At 37.0% G+C, this 15,110-nt stretch carries 17 protein-coding genes; 5 read left to right on the top strand and 12 right to left on the bottom strand.

Features of this window, described 5'->3' with window-relative positions; translation table 11 throughout:
• Nucleotides 1-24: 24 nt before the first annotated feature.
• Entirely contained in the window at nt 25-1,899 is a 1,875-nt protein-coding gene (mnmG, locus tag QWY88_RS07680; protein WP_304545775.1) for a tRNA uridine-5-carboxymethylaminomethyl(34) synthesis enzyme MnmG, read from the bottom strand.
• A 144-nt stretch (nt 1,900-2,043) separates the two neighbouring features.
• Here mnmG and QWY88_RS07685 point away from each other — a divergent pair, with 144 nt between their 5' ends.
• From QWY88_RS07685 to recQ, 4 genes are all read left to right on the top strand, one after another.
• Complete coding sequence (locus QWY88_RS07685) at nt 2,044-2,250, top strand: hypothetical protein (RefSeq protein ID WP_193113414.1); 207 nt, start codon at nt 2,044-2,046, stop codon at nt 2,248-2,250.
• Nucleotides 2,247-2,933 carry a tetratricopeptide repeat protein gene (locus tag QWY88_RS07690; protein ID WP_304545779.1) on the top strand — a complete coding sequence of 229 codons (687 nt, stop codon included), beginning with the start codon at nt 2,247-2,249 and terminating at the stop codon, nt 2,931-2,933. Before QWY88_RS07685 ends, QWY88_RS07690 begins: the two co-directional genes overlap by 4 nt.
• 117 nt (nt 2,934-3,050) lie before the next feature.
• Complete coding sequence (ribE, locus tag QWY88_RS07695) at nt 3,051-3,668, top strand: riboflavin synthase (RefSeq protein WP_304545781.1); 618 nt, start codon at nt 3,051-3,053, stop codon at nt 3,666-3,668.
• Nucleotides 3,669-5,441, top strand: coding sequence for a DNA helicase RecQ (gene recQ, locus QWY88_RS07700; RefSeq protein ID WP_304545783.1), 1,773 nt, complete (start codon nt 3,669-3,671; stop codon nt 5,439-5,441). It begins immediately after the preceding gene.
• Here recQ and QWY88_RS07705 read toward each other — a convergent pair.
• On the bottom strand, nt 5,438-6,340 hold the full coding sequence (locus QWY88_RS07705) for a hypothetical protein (RefSeq protein WP_304545785.1): 903 nt from the start codon (nt 6,338-6,340) through the stop codon (nt 5,438-5,440). The two genes, recQ and QWY88_RS07705, sit on opposite strands and share 4 nt — an antisense overlap.
• A complete protein-coding gene (locus tag QWY88_RS07710; protein WP_304545787.1) occupies nt 6,341-7,093 on the bottom strand; it encodes a tRNA (5-methylaminomethyl-2-thiouridine)(34)-methyltransferase MnmD in 753 nt (250 codons plus the stop codon).
• A 105-nt stretch (nt 7,094-7,198) separates the two neighbouring features.
• Here QWY88_RS07710 and QWY88_RS07715 point away from each other — a divergent pair, with 105 nt between their 5' ends.
• On the top strand, nt 7,199-7,441 hold the full coding sequence (locus QWY88_RS07715) for a hypothetical protein (RefSeq protein ID WP_304545789.1): 243 nt from the start codon (nt 7,199-7,201) through the stop codon (nt 7,439-7,441).
• 11 nt (nt 7,442-7,452) lie between these two features.
• On the opposite strand, the gene proB is transcribed toward QWY88_RS07715, so the two are convergent.
• From proB to amrA, 9 genes are all read right to left on the bottom strand, one after another.
• Nucleotides 7,453-8,214 carry a glutamate 5-kinase gene (gene proB / locus QWY88_RS07720; protein ID WP_304545791.1) on the bottom strand — a complete coding sequence of 254 codons (762 nt, stop codon included), beginning with the start codon at nt 8,212-8,214 and terminating at the stop codon, nt 7,453-7,455.
• A 60-nt stretch (nt 8,215-8,274) separates the two neighbouring features.
• Nucleotides 8,275-8,955 carry an outer membrane protein OmpK gene (locus QWY88_RS07725; protein WP_304545793.1) on the bottom strand — a complete coding sequence of 227 codons (681 nt, stop codon included), beginning with the start codon at nt 8,953-8,955 and terminating at the stop codon, nt 8,275-8,277.
• Nucleotides 8,956-8,992: 37 nt separating this feature from the next.
• Nucleotides 8,993-11,326, bottom strand: coding sequence for a sensor domain-containing diguanylate cyclase (locus QWY88_RS07730; protein ID WP_304545795.1), 2,334 nt, complete (start codon nt 11,324-11,326; stop codon nt 8,993-8,995).
• Nucleotides 11,327-11,381: 55 nt separating this feature from the next.
• Entirely contained in the window at nt 11,382-11,873 is a 492-nt protein-coding gene (locus QWY88_RS07735) for a hypothetical protein (RefSeq protein ID WP_304545797.1), read from the bottom strand.
• Nucleotides 11,874-11,884: 11 nt separating this feature from the next.
• Nucleotides 11,885-12,187: a hypothetical protein gene (locus QWY88_RS07740; protein WP_304545800.1), complete on the bottom strand. Its 303-nt coding sequence runs from the start codon at nt 12,185-12,187 to the stop codon at nt 11,885-11,887.
• On the bottom strand, nt 12,188-12,697 hold the full coding sequence (luxS, locus tag QWY88_RS07745) for an S-ribosylhomocysteine lyase (protein WP_304545802.1): 510 nt from the start codon (nt 12,695-12,697) through the stop codon (nt 12,188-12,190).
• 80 nt (nt 12,698-12,777) lie between these two features.
• Nucleotides 12,778-13,563: an AmmeMemoRadiSam system protein B gene (amrB, locus tag QWY88_RS07750; protein ID WP_304545804.1), complete on the bottom strand. Its 786-nt coding sequence runs from the start codon at nt 13,561-13,563 to the stop codon at nt 12,778-12,780.
• Nucleotides 13,560-14,549 (bottom strand): AmmeMemoRadiSam system radical SAM enzyme, encoded by a 990-nt coding sequence (amrS, locus tag QWY88_RS07755; RefSeq protein ID WP_304545806.1) that lies wholly within the window; start codon nt 14,547-14,549, stop codon nt 13,560-13,562. The genes amrB and amrS overlap by 4 nt, the downstream gene beginning before the upstream one ends.
• On the bottom strand, nt 14,530-15,102 hold the full coding sequence (gene amrA, locus QWY88_RS07760) for an AmmeMemoRadiSam system protein A (RefSeq protein WP_304545808.1): 573 nt from the start codon (nt 15,100-15,102) through the stop codon (nt 14,530-14,532). The genes amrS and amrA overlap by 20 nt, the downstream gene beginning before the upstream one ends.
• Nucleotides 15,103-15,110: the final 8 nt, after the last annotated feature.

Raw genomic sequence — 15,110 nt, forward strand, 5'->3', positions numbered from 1 at the left:
GAGAGGTATGACTACTCTCCTAGTTTATTGTTTTTTAGCTTCCATTTTAATGTAGATGTGAAGTATCTCAATAGCTGCAGGTGTAATCCCGCTGATGTTCATTGCAGCTTGTAATGTAGGCGGGTTGAATGTTGCAAGTTTCTCTTGGATCTCTTTGCTTAAACCGCTTACTTTCGTAAAGTCAAAGTTATCAGGGATCTTGATCTTCAGATATTTTTTCATCTTCTCGATCTCTTCACTCTGTTTCTCGATATAGCGGGCATATTTCCCCTCAACAAGGATCTCCTCTTTGATGTACTCGTCATACTTATCAAGTTCAGGAACGATTTTGATCATCTTTTCGATGTCGAAGCTTTTACGCGCTACAAGTTGTTGTGCCGTTGAAACATCTTTGATCGGTTCTTCACCCATAGAGTCTAGAAGTGCATTGAACTCTTTATTTGGAGTAAAACGAGTCTCCTCTAAAAGCTTGTACCCCTCTTTGATCTCTTGATCTTTCTTTTGTACTTTTGCATATGTTTCATCATCTAAAAGACCTAACTCATGCCCGTAGTGAGAAAGTCTTGTATCTGCACTCTCTTCACGTAAAAGAAGTCTGTACTCTGCACGAGACGTAAACATTCTGTACGGCTCTTTAGTACCCTTGGTTACAAGATCGTCAATTAAAACACCGATATACGCTTCATCACGACGAAGTACTAAAGGCTCTTTTCCTTGAAGTGAAAGTCCTGCATTTATACCTGCCATCATCCCTTGAGCCGCCGCTTCTTCATACCCAGTCGTACCGTTGATCTGACCCGCTAAATAAAGCCCTTTGATCTTCTTTGTTTCAAGTGAATGCTTTAATTCTCTCGGATCAACAAAGTCATACTCAATAGCATATCCATAACGTACGATCTTCGCATTTTCCATCCCTTTTACAGAGTGGATCATATCACGCTGAACATCTGGCGGAAGCGATGTACTCATACCGTTTACATATACTTCCGTATTGTCCGCAGTTTGTGGTTCTATGAAAAGGTGGTGTCTATCTTTGTCACGGAAACGGTTGATCTTATCTTCAATAGATGGACAATATCTCGGCCCTACACCCTCGATCTGACCTGTAAATAACGGTGCACGGTAGAAGTTTGACTCGATGATGTTGTGTGTCTCTTCATTTGTATAAGCTATGAAACATGGAAGTTGTTTTTTTGTTTTTCTAAACTCTTCGCGATCTGTTCTAAACGAAAAAGGATTTGGCAGCTCATCCCCGCCTTGTTCCTCCATTACCGAAAAGTCGATCGTTGAACTGTCGATTCTCGCACATGTTCCCGTTTTTAGTCTGTCCATAGTAAGCCCAGCTTCTTTTAGCGATGCACTTAAACCCACAGATGCATTCTCACCGAAACGTCCACCAACCTGTTTCGTCTCACCGATGTGGATTACACCGTTTAGGAAAGTTCCCGAAGTGATGATCACTTTTTTTGCTCTGTATTCATTTAGAAGTTGTGTAACCACACCTTTTACTTCGTTATCTTCGATAATTAAAGACTCAACCGTTTCTTGTACAAGATCCAGATTTGGCTCGTGAAGTACCTTGTTTCTAGCGATCACACGGTACTTGTCCATATCGATCTGAGCACGGCTACCGCGAACTGCAGGCCCTTTTGTCTGGTTTAAAATACGAAACTGTATACCCGCTTCATCAGTGATAAGCCCCATCTCACCGCCAAGAGCATCTAGCTCGCGAACCAAGTGTCCTTTTGCAAGTCCACCTACGGCAGGGTTACACGAAGTAGCTCCAACATTCTCAGCCAACATCGAAACCATTAAAGTTTTATTTCCCATACGAGCAGCGGCAAATGCAGCTTCTATACCTGCGTGACCACCACCGACAACGATTACATCATATTCCATAAGCACCCTCATTGTACAATTTAGAAGAAATACTGATATGAAGTATTGGTTCTAAATCATACTTAAACATTAATTTTAAATGGAATTTTATCATTTTTAAGTATCATTTGCATAATAAATACTAAACTAATTAGGGTTTTTAAGATGAGTGATGATTTATTTAAAGATTATAAACCGGAAATTCTAGAATACGATGCCGAGATTGACGGTATGACTGAATTTGAACTAAGAGATAACAGACTCGAAACAAAAGAGAACCTGCTAGAAAAAATTAGAAAAGCAAAAGCAAATGCTAAAGGGAATCAAACCACCTTTAGACAAAATATACGAACAGAGAATGAAAAGAAATGATACAAAACGCACACAACGCTTATAATGCAAAAGATTATGAAACGGCATTTAAACTATATAGTGATTTAGCAGAACAAGGCGATCCAAACGCACAGGCATCACTCGGGTATATGTACCAGATGGGACAAGGTTGTGAACAAAACGATGCAAAAGCACTTGAGTATTACACAAAAGCGGCTGATGCAAAACAACCTTATGGACTTTTTAACCTCGGTATTTTGTATGCAAACGGTTTAGGCGGTGTTGAGCACGACCAATTCAAAGCACACGAGCTTTTCATGGAAGCTGCTATTCGTGAAGTTCCACAGGCGCAATACGAAACGGCACTTATGTTAGAGCGTGGTCTTGGATGTGTTCAGAACTATTCAGAAGCGGCTTTTTGGTATGAAGAAGCGGCAAAACGCGGACATCTAGAAGCTTTTAACAATCTTGGCTCACTCTACAAAGACGGTCAGGGTGTTGCGCAAGACGATGCAAGATGTTTCATCTGTTTCTCACGCGCTGCTGAGGGTGGTTTAGCACAAGGGCTTTACAACTTAGGTCTGTTATACGATCAAGGGATCGGGTGTGAACAAGATCACGATAAAGCACTTGATTATTGCCGTAAAGCTGCTTACAAAGGGCATGAACGTGCAAAAGAGATCATTAAAGGTCTTCAAGAAGACGGAAAGATAGTCTTTTAGGGTTCGGTTTTTTAACAACTTTTTTCAAGGTCAAATCCTCCCTTCGGTCTGAGCCTTTCAAAAAGTTGCCAAAAAATCTAAAAGCCTCTTTAGGGGCAAGTAAAAAAAAGGGAAAGTATGTTCACAGGTCTAATCAGAGAAGTTGCAACTGTTAAAAGTTTTGTAGGAAGCAAGCTGTGCATCCGTGCAAAACACAAAGCCGGACTTGGTGATTCTATTGCGATCAATGGGGCTTGTTTAACGGTAGTTGAAACTTCTCATGACGGCTTTTGTGTAGAACTAAGCCCGGAGAGCCAAAAACTTCTAGCAATCGAAAACTACAAAAACGAAGTACATATAGAACCTGCAATGGCGATGGGTGATCGTTTTGAAGGGCACATTGTTCAAGGGCATGTCGATACGATCGGAGAAGTTTCTGAAGTAAAAGACAATGGAAACTCTTACGATGTTTTCATCAAACTCGACAAAAAGTTCATCCCCTACATCGTTCCAAAAGGCTCGATCACGATCGATGGTGTAAGCCTTACGATCAATGAAGTTTTCGCTGATTCATTTCGTCTGACTATCATTCCACATACGATGAAAGAGACACTCTTTAAAAACTATAAAAAAGGCTCACGTGTAAATGTTGAGACCGATATGTTTGCACGCTATATAGCCCACATCATGAAACACCAAACCTCAGCTCACGATCTTACTTGGGATAAGGTTGATTCCATAACTGCACTTTACTAGATGAAGCAACAGGTTTTAAAAGAGTTCTTTGGGCATAACAGCTTTAGAGAACTGCAAGAGGAAGGCGTAGATGCCATTCTAAATGGTCGCGATCTCCTTATGATCCTTCCAACAGGCGGGGGAAAAAGTTTAGTCTATCAACTCCCAACTATGATGATGAACGGTGTAACAATTGTTATATCGCCTCTGATCGCACTTATGCAAGATCAGGTCGCTTCACTTCATGCACAAGATATCCCCGCAGCTATGTTTTCATCGGCTCAAAATTTTGAAGAGATTGAAGAGACTATTCGCGATCTCTATGCCAATAAGTTAAAGTTTTTATATCTTTCACCCGAGAGACTGAACAATCCGCACACTTTAGAGATTCTTCGAAATATCAACATCAACTTTTTCGTGATCGATGAAGCGCATTGTATCTCACAGTGGGGACATGAATTTCGTGATGATTACCGCTCTTTAGGACAGTTAAAAAACAACTTTCCCTCCACTACCATTGCGGCTTTTACAGCTACCTCAACCAACCATGTAACAGAGGATATTTTAAGAGAACTGCAACTTAAAAATCCGCTGCTGCTCAAAGGGAAGATCTTTCGTAAAAACCTTTTTATCTCGGCTCAGCGACGGATCTCAAACGGACAGGCTCAGCTAAAAAACTTTCTGCTGAATCATGAGAATGAATCGGGAATCATCTATGTAAGTTCCAGAAAAAAAGCGGAAGATCTAAGCAGCCAGCTCAATCAGGCCGGATATAAAACACTCCCTTACCATGCAGGACTTCCGCAACATATACGGGAGCAGAACTTTAAACTCTTTGTCAATGATCGTGTCAATATTATGGTGGCGACTATTGCATTTGGAATGGGGATCGATAAAGCCGACATTCGCTTTGTAGTGCATATGAGTCTGCCGAAATCTCTGGAGAACTACTACCAGGAGATAGGACGTGCAGGACGTGATGGGGAAAACTCGGAAGTATTACTGCTGTTTAATGCCGGTGACATTATGCAACATAAACGCTATCTTGATGAGATAACCGATGAGAGATATAAAGAACACCTCGGCGAAAAGATAGATACTATCTACAAGTACGCAACGAGTGAGCTTTGTTTCCATCAACAACTCGCCTCTTACTTTGAAGACTCGATCGAGGAGTGCGGCGATCGCTGTGAAAACTGTTTGAGTGATGATGAAAGCCGAGACATAACAAAAGAGGCACAGATGCTTCTTAGCTGTATCTACAAAACCGAGCAGACATTTGGAAAAAACTACATCATCGATGTACTTCGCGGTTCAACAGAGCAGAAGCTTTTAGCCAATAAAGCTGATAAACTCTCGGTTTACGGCATCGGCTCACAACTCAGCAAAAAAGAGTGGTTTGTGATCGTGGAGCGCCTTTTAGAGCTTGGTATTATCACCCTTGGGGAGTTTCAATCACTTAAACTGACAAATGTAGCCGTCAATGTATTAAAGTCGCTTCAACTCGTAACAATCAAAGCCTCACGACTCAATGTACTTGAGAAACAAAAAGCGAAGAAGATTGAAGAGGAGTTTGACTACGATCGGGAATTGTTTGAAAAACTTCGAGACAAAAGAAAAGAGTTGGCTGATGAACTTGATGTCCCTGCATATATCATCTTCAGTGACAAAACACTAAAACATCTGGCAAACGAGATGCCTACAAATAAAGAGGAGATGCTTGAAGTAAACGGAATCGGGCTGAAAAAATACACCCAATACGGAGAAGAGTTCTTAGAGGTGATTAACTCCTAAAAATCTACACTAAAGCCAATACCAATATTGTACGCTTCCAAAGCCTCAGATTGGGAAGAACTTATCTCTATAAAAAACCTTTCAATATATTTTAGATGCTCCGGCACATACAAATAGAGTGCACTACTCATACTTGTATAGCGATTTACCGCCGTAGTATTTGCTACCGTACCAAATAAAAAGTGTTCATGGATACGCCCTTCAAGTGTAAAATAGTTTGTACCTAAATTAACAAGCCTCGGTGTTTCAAAACCTGTAGAGATGCTTATCACCGAAGACTCACTCCTAAAGTCACTCAATTGATCAAAAGAGAAGTCTGTTTTCGTCTCATACAACCTATACTGTAGATCTGCATAAATTTTAAAATCATTTACAATGCGGAAATAATCGAGAGTTGATTTAAACTTATACGTTATATGGTTATTGAAGTTATTATCAAGCAGATTCTTTACTGTTTGCTCGGCATCTATCTGGCCAATTTTTATTCCTGTACGAGACCATAATACTTCAAAACCAAAGGTACTGCTCAACCCCTCTTTGTAAGTATATCTTACGCCTCCGCCAATACCGCCTATATAGGTCTCTATACTTGTATCTTTAGCTATCTCCGTTGTGATAGGTTCTACAGTATGTTCACTTACATATGCCCGACTAAAACTAAGATCCCCATTTATAAAATAGTTCCAGTTTGTATTTGATGGGAAATGGTATTTTAAAGGTAGATGATAGGTATGTAGGGAGATCCCTTTTTTGTTAAAGTGGTATATTCCCGAGTTAAGTCCCTCTTGTGAAGAGAAGATTAAAATGGAGTTGATATTAGCTTTACTTACATCTTGTACTTCTATCTCTGCACTAAACGATAAAGTAACAAGTAAGAAAAAAGCTAAAAAAGATTTCATCTAGTCTCTTAAAGGTTCAACATCCGGGTTGCATTTAATTTTATGTTCCATATCCACTTTCTCATACCCTCTGAGCTCGGATAGAGAGGCAAGTGTTGCATCCCTAAAATCTTCACCGCTGTTTATATAGATATTAAAACCGTTTCTGTAAAGAGCTAAACGTGTTTTTAAAGCCATTGAATAGGTAGTTAAAACCCCATCTTTCTTCATCGCTTTTGCAATATCTGCAAAATACTCCTGTGTCCAAAGAAAAGGGTTTGTTGATGGACTAAAAGCATCTTGGTACACTATGTCAAATCTGTTTTCAAATTTTTTCACATACTCTCTGGCATCTCCTAAAAACACCTCTATACAAAAGTTTTCATCTTCATACTTTCCGGTTTCACTTAACTTGACAATGATCTCTTTAAAAGGCTCAAACTCTTCCGGATAGGTAAAGTTTTTCAAAGAGTGTACAAGCTCTTTATCTAACTCGGGAGAATAGATAAAAAGTTTTGATTCTAAATTGTTTTGTTGATGGTATAAAAGTGTTACCAAAGTGTTGAATCCAAGCCCGAAACAGATATCTAAGATATGGAGTTCTTTTTTCTCTTTTAAAAGCTCAAAAGCGGGAATAATATGCTTTTTAAAACTCTCTTTGAGTGCTCCGTCTTTAGTAGAGTGATAGTGTTCATCATACTCTTTAGAATATGCCGTATAACTTCCATCCTCACTTAAAACTAATTGATGATTGTCATCATTAAATATACCCATTTCCTACCCATTCACAAAATTATTATCTATTGTTCTTTAATATTAATAAAAAAATAAGATTAGTTTTTATAATATAGATTCATATCTTAACACAAAAGGGATAAAATGATACGTTCATTTGTTTTAAATTCAGGGGAGCTTCTTCTAAGTATTTTTTTCATATTACTTGCTACTATGATTCTTATTGGTGGCGTCAGTACAATGTTTACAACAAGTTTTTTTGCAGGGCTAGGGGTTATTATTGGTGGAGGTGCATATCTTATTGTTATGTTTTACGTCATTTACTTATTTGTTGATATGAGACATTCCCTTAAAGAGCTTGTCAAACAACAGCAAATCGAAGAATAACTTCTATAACTCTATTTCTTTTGAAATAGAGTTCCGCTTTCATACTCATTATTAAATAGAAAATCTCTCGCTGCACTAAGATCAAATCCGCTACATAAAAACATACTGCGACCTTTATCCATAATATATTTTGCCGCTTTTAATTTTGTTACAATACCGCCTGTTGCGAATTCGTTATTTGGAGAGTGTTCTTGTTCAAGATCCGAGTCATTGATCTCATTCACCTCTTTTAAAATTTTTGCATCCGGATTTGTTTTTGGATTTGCATCATAATAGCCTTGAATATCACTAAGGATAATGAGTGCATCTGCGTTTGTATAGTGTGCAACATGTGCTGAAAGTTGATCATTGTCTCCAAAAAGCTGGTCTGGAATAGTTGAAATATCGTTTTCATTTACAATCGGTAATATCCCGTTGCGTAATGCACTGTCTATAATATCTTGAAAAATCTTTGTATGTACTCGAGAGTCAAAATCCTCTTCCGTTAAAAGTATCTGTGCAATATCGACATTGAAAATATCAAACTTATTTTTATAACTATGCATAAGTATAGGTTGCCCTACCGATGCCAATACTCTTTTACTTACTGCTTTTTTTCTATCAAGTTTAAGTGCCGTATATCCAGAAGCGACTGCACCCGAAGTAACCAAGATAACTTCATACTCTTTTCTCGCTTCTGCGATCAAAGCTACAAGGTTTAACATCCTCTCTTTTGCTACTTCATCTCTATTCGTTAAAACACTACTTCCAACTTTAAATACTATCCGTTTCAAATACAATCCTTTCCAAAATTTCCTTCAATATAACATATGAAGCTTAGTGTGAAGTAAAGTTTACCATTTGTATTTGAGCATCACCTGGAACACATTTGATGTAATATCCGGGTCTTGCGTATAATAATGCCACTCCACACCGGCTGAGAGATTATCGCCAAAAGGGTGAAGGAACTGATTCTGACTCAATAAGTTTTTCTCTGTGTAGTCGGTAAAGCCATTGATATAAAAGAGTTCGAAAAAACTTTTTGTCTGATACGACAGTGTCACCTGATACACATTATCTCCGTGTACTTGATCTTTTTGGTAAAGATTTGCATTGAAAAAATCAAATCCGTAAACATCTAAAGCTGTTCCGATACCGTATAGGTAAGCTTTATAATCATGAAAGTCCGTGTTGTATTGAAATGCGGCAAACACTTTCTTTACAAATAAAAAGCTCAAATCCGATGAAGTAAGTGCACCTAAGTCTAACCTTGGTGACAACTCTCCATACTCACTTGTTTTATCATCATGGTATTTAAATCTGTCATCGGCAATACAGTAGTCCAAAAACGCATAAACATCCCCATATTCAAATGCACTGTAATGCTCCAATGTAATTGTTGTCTTACCACCGTTTTTTGTATCAAAAACATAACTGTTGCCATTAAAAGTTCCATACATTAACTGTACGTTTGATGTGGAGAAACCAAAAAGCTGAAGAGAGAAAATGAGAATGAAGAGTATATGTTTTTTCATTGTACACCTTAAAAAGAGAGATTTCTATATATAATCATTATAACACAACCTTGTTTCTACCGTTTTCTTTAGCAAAATACAACTTCTCATCAGCTTTTTTAATAGTCTCTAAAATATCTTTTCCTTCATCATACATTTGACAACCGAAACTACAAGTAACTGAACCAACTTTATTAAAGTTATACTCCTCAATCACAACTCTTAAATGTTCCGCTATCTGAGCTAGTGACTCTTCATGTTCTACAGCACTAATTACTATAAACTCTTCACCACCCCATCTTATAACTTTATCATCCATTCTTGTATGTTTTTTTACAAGCATTGCAACTGTTTGCAGAACTTCATCTCCGGCATCATGACCGTAAGTATCATTTACATTTTTAAAGTGGTCTATATCGAAAAAGATTATTCCCGTTTTGAATTCATGTTTTTTATTCACTTGTAAAATATTTTCTATATTTTTATTGAAATAGATTCTGTTATAAAGCTGCGTCAATTCATCGATATTTGCTTCTTTTTTGAGTTCGAGTTTTTCTACCATACTGTCTGTGATATCGATGAAATTTACAATATATTCGTTCTCACCGAAATTGTTTATGGAAACAGCAAAGGCGTGCGGTTCAACACTGTAGTTCAACATGGATACAACCCTTTGTCGTCCGCTAAGATTTAAAAGACTTTCAATCCAGTTCTCTTCATCCTCTTTCACCTTACCTAAATGAAAGAAGCTGTCTTGTTCTATAAATCTGTCACATATACAATTATATTTTTTGAGGAAATCCTCCATTTTCTCATAGCCGAAAAACTCTAAAAATGTTTTATTTGCAAACTTAAGCTCTTTACTGTCAGTCAATATTACTATCGAGTTTTGCGTATCAATAACATCCTGAAGTTTATGCTGCATCTCTTGCTGAGCATCAACCATCTGCGTAATATCGGATATATACCCTATAAAGTACTCAATATTGCCTTGTTCATCTTTTTTTACCACTGTATAATCTACTACCCACTTTACTTCACCAGATTTTGTCACTATACGATACGGTTCATGTGTAAAAAAATCAAGCTTCTTTTGTTCTGCACTCTCAACTTCTTGAGCGACCCTGTTGTAATCATCTTTATAAATACAGTCCAAATATGTCACTCTCTTAGTAAAGAAATCTTTTTGTGTATATCCAAGCATTTGTTCAATATTTTTAGATACATAGGCGACACTCCACTCCTCATCATTACACCATTTAAACAAGGTAGAATCACCGATGTCAAATAACGACAATAAATCTCTTTGTTCATCTACTAAATTTTCTATCTTGTCCTGATGTTCTGAAATAGACTCTTGTGCTTTCATATCTCTTATTTTTAATCTAGTTAAAATAAAAGAGATAAAAACTTCTATCAATACAAGAGGTATGAGGAAAATAAGGTTTAATTTAAATATATTGCACAGTTCATCACACATCCCTTCATATGTATGATATGCGATCAAGTACCACTTTCTATCACTTGCTATCGATCTTTTTGGGCTGATTACACTTACCGGATCGTATGTGAGATAATGCGCATATTTATTATCAAATTCCAATACGCTTTTTTCACCTTGTAAGATCTGATTCCATGCAGTTTTATAATCATCTGAAAATCTGTTTTCGCCCTTATGAAACATAAATCCAAACTCTTTATTTGAATCAAGTCCAATCAAATAGTATCCATCTTTGTTTAGCAATATATTGTTTAGATGTTCATCTGACTTTTTAATATCCTCCAAAAGGTTTTTTGCACAATAGTTTACAACTATATACCCTTTTTTCATCCCATTTACAAAAACCGGTTCAGCAAATCGGATCATCGGTCTATATGGCACTTCAACCTGACCATATTCAATATTTAAATCTAATGGTGAAACATAGATCTCATCCTTTTGTAACTTTGTCGCTTCGATATAATAATATCTTGAACTTTTATCTTGCAGATCTTTTTTTCTAACAACTTGATTGTTGATTCTGTCAACCCGGACTAACTCTTTTCCTTCTAAATCTAAGTATCTCACCTGTTGGTAGTGCTGATGATTTTTTGCAAACAGGAAAAAGTTAGTTTCTACCTTCTTAGTAAATTGAGGGTCGTCATTTTTTATTTTATTTTCTGCATACTCAACCATATAGTCAAGGTCCATCTCAATATGTGCAAGCATAGCTGTAATATTTTTTGATTTTTGTTTTAAAACCGTATCAAGTAGATTGTCTGTTTCACGAACGATTGAAAGATAAGAGTTGTAAAGAAAAATTGAATATATAAAGAGTGAAATAGTGAGAATTGAACCCAAAATTTTAAAAAATAAGATGTAAGGATTTTTGGTGTTCTTGAAGAAGTTCATATATTCTCTTTGTATTAATGTCTAACAATTCTATCATATATAAAATTAAAAAATTTTATAATCCATTACCCCACATATGAAGCTTCTTAGCCATTACAAGATCGTACCCTTCAACAACGTTTTCAATATAGTTAGGTGAACGAAATTCAAACTTATCAAGTAACTCTATAGTCTCTTCGATAGCCATTGTCCCTTTTTTCTCCATAATAATAATATGTGCAGCATTTGCTAAGGTTGTATAGGCAGTTTTAAGTATCTGCTCGGGTCGTAAATGTTGATTGAAGATATCTTTGAAGATTATCATATCGTGATCACGGGGCAAAGCTCGAAAAGGTTTTGCAAAACTATCTACTTGTTGTTTCTTCTCAACATCTAAGCTATCAAATAGTTCCTGATCCTCTGTGTAGTAAACAACTCTAAGCTCACCGTTGACATTTTTCATTAGTTCACCAAGAGCCGTTGTTGTTTGATCGGGCTGTGTGGTAACCTGCATATAGCAGTTACCAGGCAGCGGGTTAAAAAGTTCTAGAAACTGTTCGAGTTCCATCAAAATAACCTTTAAACCGCCATATCGTGAAGTTCACGGAAAAGATAAGCTTCAACTATATCGTCGATACTTCTTTGAGTATGTGCAACAAGAGGCATCATGTTGTACTCTAAAAACGGCATAGGGTTCTCAAAATCATTTATTAGGACAACCGCTTCAGAAAGATTGTCAAACTTATCGAATTCATCGGCGTGAAGTATCTCTACTACTTCACCCTCTTCGATCAGTATCTGTGCCCAAACTTTTGCATCGGCAACTTTTACAAGGGAAGCTTCTTGAACCTCGTCACTATCCATTGGAACTAAAACATACATCTACTTTTTTCCTACTTTTTTAAGGTTTAATTTCAACTTGTCGTTGTCCATTACACCAATTTTATGACTTAATACATCAGCAGCGATTTTCTTTGCATTTCTAAGTGAATGCATCTTATATGTACCGCACTGGTATACATTTAATTCCGGAATATCTTTTTCAGATTTCACGTTGAGTACATCTTCCATAGATTCTCTCCAAGCTTTTGCAACTTTTTTCTCTGATGGAGTCCCTATTACAGACATATAAAAACCAGTTCTACAACCCATTGGCGAGATGTCGATAATTTCCACTTTTTTTGAATTTAAATGATCTCTCATAAATCCTGCAAAAAGGTGCTCTAACGTATGGATCCCTTTTCCGTCCATCTTATCGACATTTGGTTTATAAAAACGAAGGTCAAAAACTGTAATCTTATCACCTGAAGGTGTTTTCATCCCTTTTGCACGGCGAACGGCAGGTGCAGGCATAATTGTATGATCAACTGTAAATGAATCTAGTAATGGCATAATTTTTTCCTTAATTTTATACGATTTTATTTCGCTATTCTACCGAGTTTTAGATTTATAATTCTGATCTTTGAAATTAATTAGCTGAAATAAGCACTAACATATCCAACTACGCTTTGCTCATCGTGACTCATCTCGGCACTTGTTCTATAATCTAAGATATGCCCGGCCATTCCTGATTTTTTTGCGCTTTTAATCATCCCCTCGACACCTATCATACCACACGCTTCACACCCTTGATGTAGTTTTGTAATATCTAAATTTTCTATCGCTTCTACACATACCTGATCAAGAGTATTTGCCTCTGCAAGAGTATAAAAATGGCTAAGATCGGTACTTATAATCACACCTATATCATCTTGCTTTAAGAGCAGATCTATGATCTCGGAAATTGTATCTGAATATGCACTAGAGTACACTAGTTCGACAACTTTAACATCCGGTATATAATATTTCAAAAACGGGAACTGCACCTCTGTTGAATGTTCATGATGTGCTTGAGGAAAAAATGAGAGTTGTAACTTTTCTTGTAAAATGTTTACAATCTCTTGATCGCTCTCTATACTACCAAAAGGTGTATCATACTTTTCATACGGACACATACTTACTCCGTGAAAAGCCACTCTGTGAGACGGGCCTATAACTACGAATCTTTTTATCCCCGAATGTTCCAGCATTCTGTGAGCTATATTTGCAGTATATCCAGAAAATACATACCCGGCATGCGGCACTATGACTGTACGAGTTTTTATATTTGGCAAGCTATGTTTATCATCGTACATTTTAGTAAAATACTCAAAATATTTTTGTATCTCATCTGCATTGGCAGGATAAAAACTTCCATTGACACTCATCTCTCTATTCATTGCCAAACTCCCTCTATTAACTCTCCACAACTACTACATCGAGAATTTTCCAGTCCGACTATCTCTGAAAAATAACCATCTCTTTGCACCACTTTTGCCTCACATGCAGGGCAGTAAGTAGAGCCGTCAGTTATTACATTTCCCAGATAGACATACTTTATCCCATACTTATGTGCAATATCTCTTGCTCTTTGTAATGTCTCTATCGGGGTACTCGGAGTATCCAACATTTTATAATCGGGATGAAATGCACTGAAATGCCATGGTATAGCTGTCCCTAATTTTGAGGAGATAAACTCTGCCATTTGATTTATCTCCTCATCGCTATCGTTAACTCCCGGAATAAGTAATGTTGTGATCTCTAGCCAGATTTCACTTTTTGCAAATTCCACAAGGGAATCCAAAACACCGTCAAGATTTGTTTTGAGAACTTTTTTATAATAGTCATGAGAAAAACTTTTCAGGTCAATATTTGCAGCATCAACCCATGAACGCATATCTTCTAAAACTTCATGCGATTCAAAACCGCTTGATACAAATACGTTCTTTAAACCTTTCTCTTTTGCCAATACACCGATATCTTTTGCATAAGGGTACCAGATAGTAGGTTCGTTGTAAGTGTAGCTGATACTCTCTGTTTTGTGTTCCAGTGCTAAAGCAACTATATCCTCTGGAGAATAATTGACAGCTTCATTAATTTGTGTTGTTTGTGAGATATCATAATTTTGACAGAACGGACATCGAAAGTTACATCCGACAGTTCCAAGGGATAACGATCTGCTCCCCGGTAAAAAATGGTATAGCGGTTTTTTCTCAATTGGATCGACATGTAAAGCACTTGGATGTCCATAAGTAGCATTTACAAGCTCGCCGTTAATATTGTAATTTATCCCGCATATACCGTTTTTATTCTCTTTTAGAGTACAGTAATGTTTACATAATACACAAGTGATTGAGTGGTCATCTTTATAACGGTAATATTGCATCGTATCTCTCCTCTATTGCTTCAACATGATATCTGTACATTGTCGGATGTTGTTGGTAGATCGAGGGATTTCCCCCTGCTTTATACGATAAGTGTTCTAAAAATTGTTCAGGTCTTGGAATATCATCCCATACTTGGGGTAAAAATGTTCCTTGATATCCTCCCCCTTGAAGAATAAGCCCATCTTTATGCGGTACGATTTTTGAGACTAGATCATCATAGTCACTGTAAGTTATTATCTCTGGTGGAGTTAAGACGGAGACCTCAATATCTAATGCATCGAGTTCGCTTACTCTTAAAGGGGAAAATCTTGGATCACCAAAAGCAGCAGAAAGGGCATTTTGGACTATATCATCCATAAGACTACGATATGCAATGATAGAACCTATACAACCACGCAACTGTTTATCGTAGTGAAGTGTTACAAAACAAGCACCCTCTTCTTCTAAATAGGGATACTCTTTAACTACAGCTTCTTTATCAAAACTATAACTGGGATCCAACCGGGATATGATCGCACTTTTAGCAATACGCAATAAAATAATATCTAGCATAAAAACCC

This window comes from Sulfurimonas sp. hsl 1-7 (assembly GCF_030577135.1).
Classification (GTDB): domain Bacteria; phylum Campylobacterota; class Campylobacteria; order Campylobacterales; family Sulfurimonadaceae; genus Sulfurimonas; species Sulfurimonas microaerophilus.

What these genes read in the sequence shown, in the direction of transcription:
- amrS (WP_304545806.1), bottom strand. Translation starts at nt 14,549, where the DNA reads ATGCAATATTACCGTTATAAAGATGACCACTCAATCACTTGTGTATTA.
- recQ (WP_304545783.1), top strand. Translation starts at nt 3,669, where the DNA reads ATGAAGCAACAGGTTTTAAAAGAGTTCTTTGGGCATAACAGCTTTAGA.
- amrA (WP_304545808.1), bottom strand. Translation starts at nt 15,102, where the DNA reads ATGCTAGATATTATTTTATTGCGTATTGCTAAAAGTGCGATCATATCC.
- QWY88_RS07740 (WP_304545800.1), bottom strand. Translation starts at nt 12,187, where the DNA reads ATGTATGTTTTAGTTCCAATGGATAGTGACGAGGTTCAAGAAGCTTCC.
- QWY88_RS07705 (WP_304545785.1), bottom strand. Translation starts at nt 6,340, where the DNA reads ATGAAATCTTTTTTAGCTTTTTTCTTACTTGTTACTTTATCGTTTAGT.
- QWY88_RS07690 (WP_304545779.1), top strand. Translation starts at nt 2,247, where the DNA reads ATGATACAAAACGCACACAACGCTTATAATGCAAAAGATTATGAAACG.
- QWY88_RS07685 (WP_193113414.1), top strand. Translation starts at nt 2,044, where the DNA reads ATGAGTGATGATTTATTTAAAGATTATAAACCGGAAATTCTAGAATAC.
- amrB (WP_304545804.1), bottom strand. Translation starts at nt 13,563, where the DNA reads ATGAATAGAGAGATGAGTGTCAATGGAAGTTTTTATCCTGCCAATGCA.
- QWY88_RS07715 (WP_304545789.1), top strand. Translation starts at nt 7,199, where the DNA reads ATGATACGTTCATTTGTTTTAAATTCAGGGGAGCTTCTTCTAAGTATT.
- ribE (WP_304545781.1), top strand. Translation starts at nt 3,051, where the DNA reads ATGTTCACAGGTCTAATCAGAGAAGTTGCAACTGTTAAAAGTTTTGTA.
- mnmG (WP_304545775.1), bottom strand. Translation starts at nt 1,899, where the DNA reads ATGGAATATGATGTAATCGTTGTCGGTGGTGGTCACGCAGGTATAGAA.
- luxS (WP_304545802.1), bottom strand. Translation starts at nt 12,697, where the DNA reads ATGCCATTACTAGATTCATTTACAGTTGATCATACAATTATGCCTGCA.
- QWY88_RS07730 (WP_304545795.1), bottom strand. Translation starts at nt 11,326, where the DNA reads ATGAACTTCTTCAAGAACACCAAAAATCCTTACATCTTATTTTTTAAA.
- QWY88_RS07725 (WP_304545793.1), bottom strand. Translation starts at nt 8,955, where the DNA reads ATGAAAAAACATATACTCTTCATTCTCATTTTCTCTCTTCAGCTTTTT.
- QWY88_RS07735 (WP_304545797.1), bottom strand. Translation starts at nt 11,873, where the DNA reads ATGGAACTCGAACAGTTTCTAGAACTTTTTAACCCGCTGCCTGGTAAC.
- QWY88_RS07710 (WP_304545787.1), bottom strand. Translation starts at nt 7,093, where the DNA reads ATGGGTATATTTAATGATGACAATCATCAATTAGTTTTAAGTGAGGAT.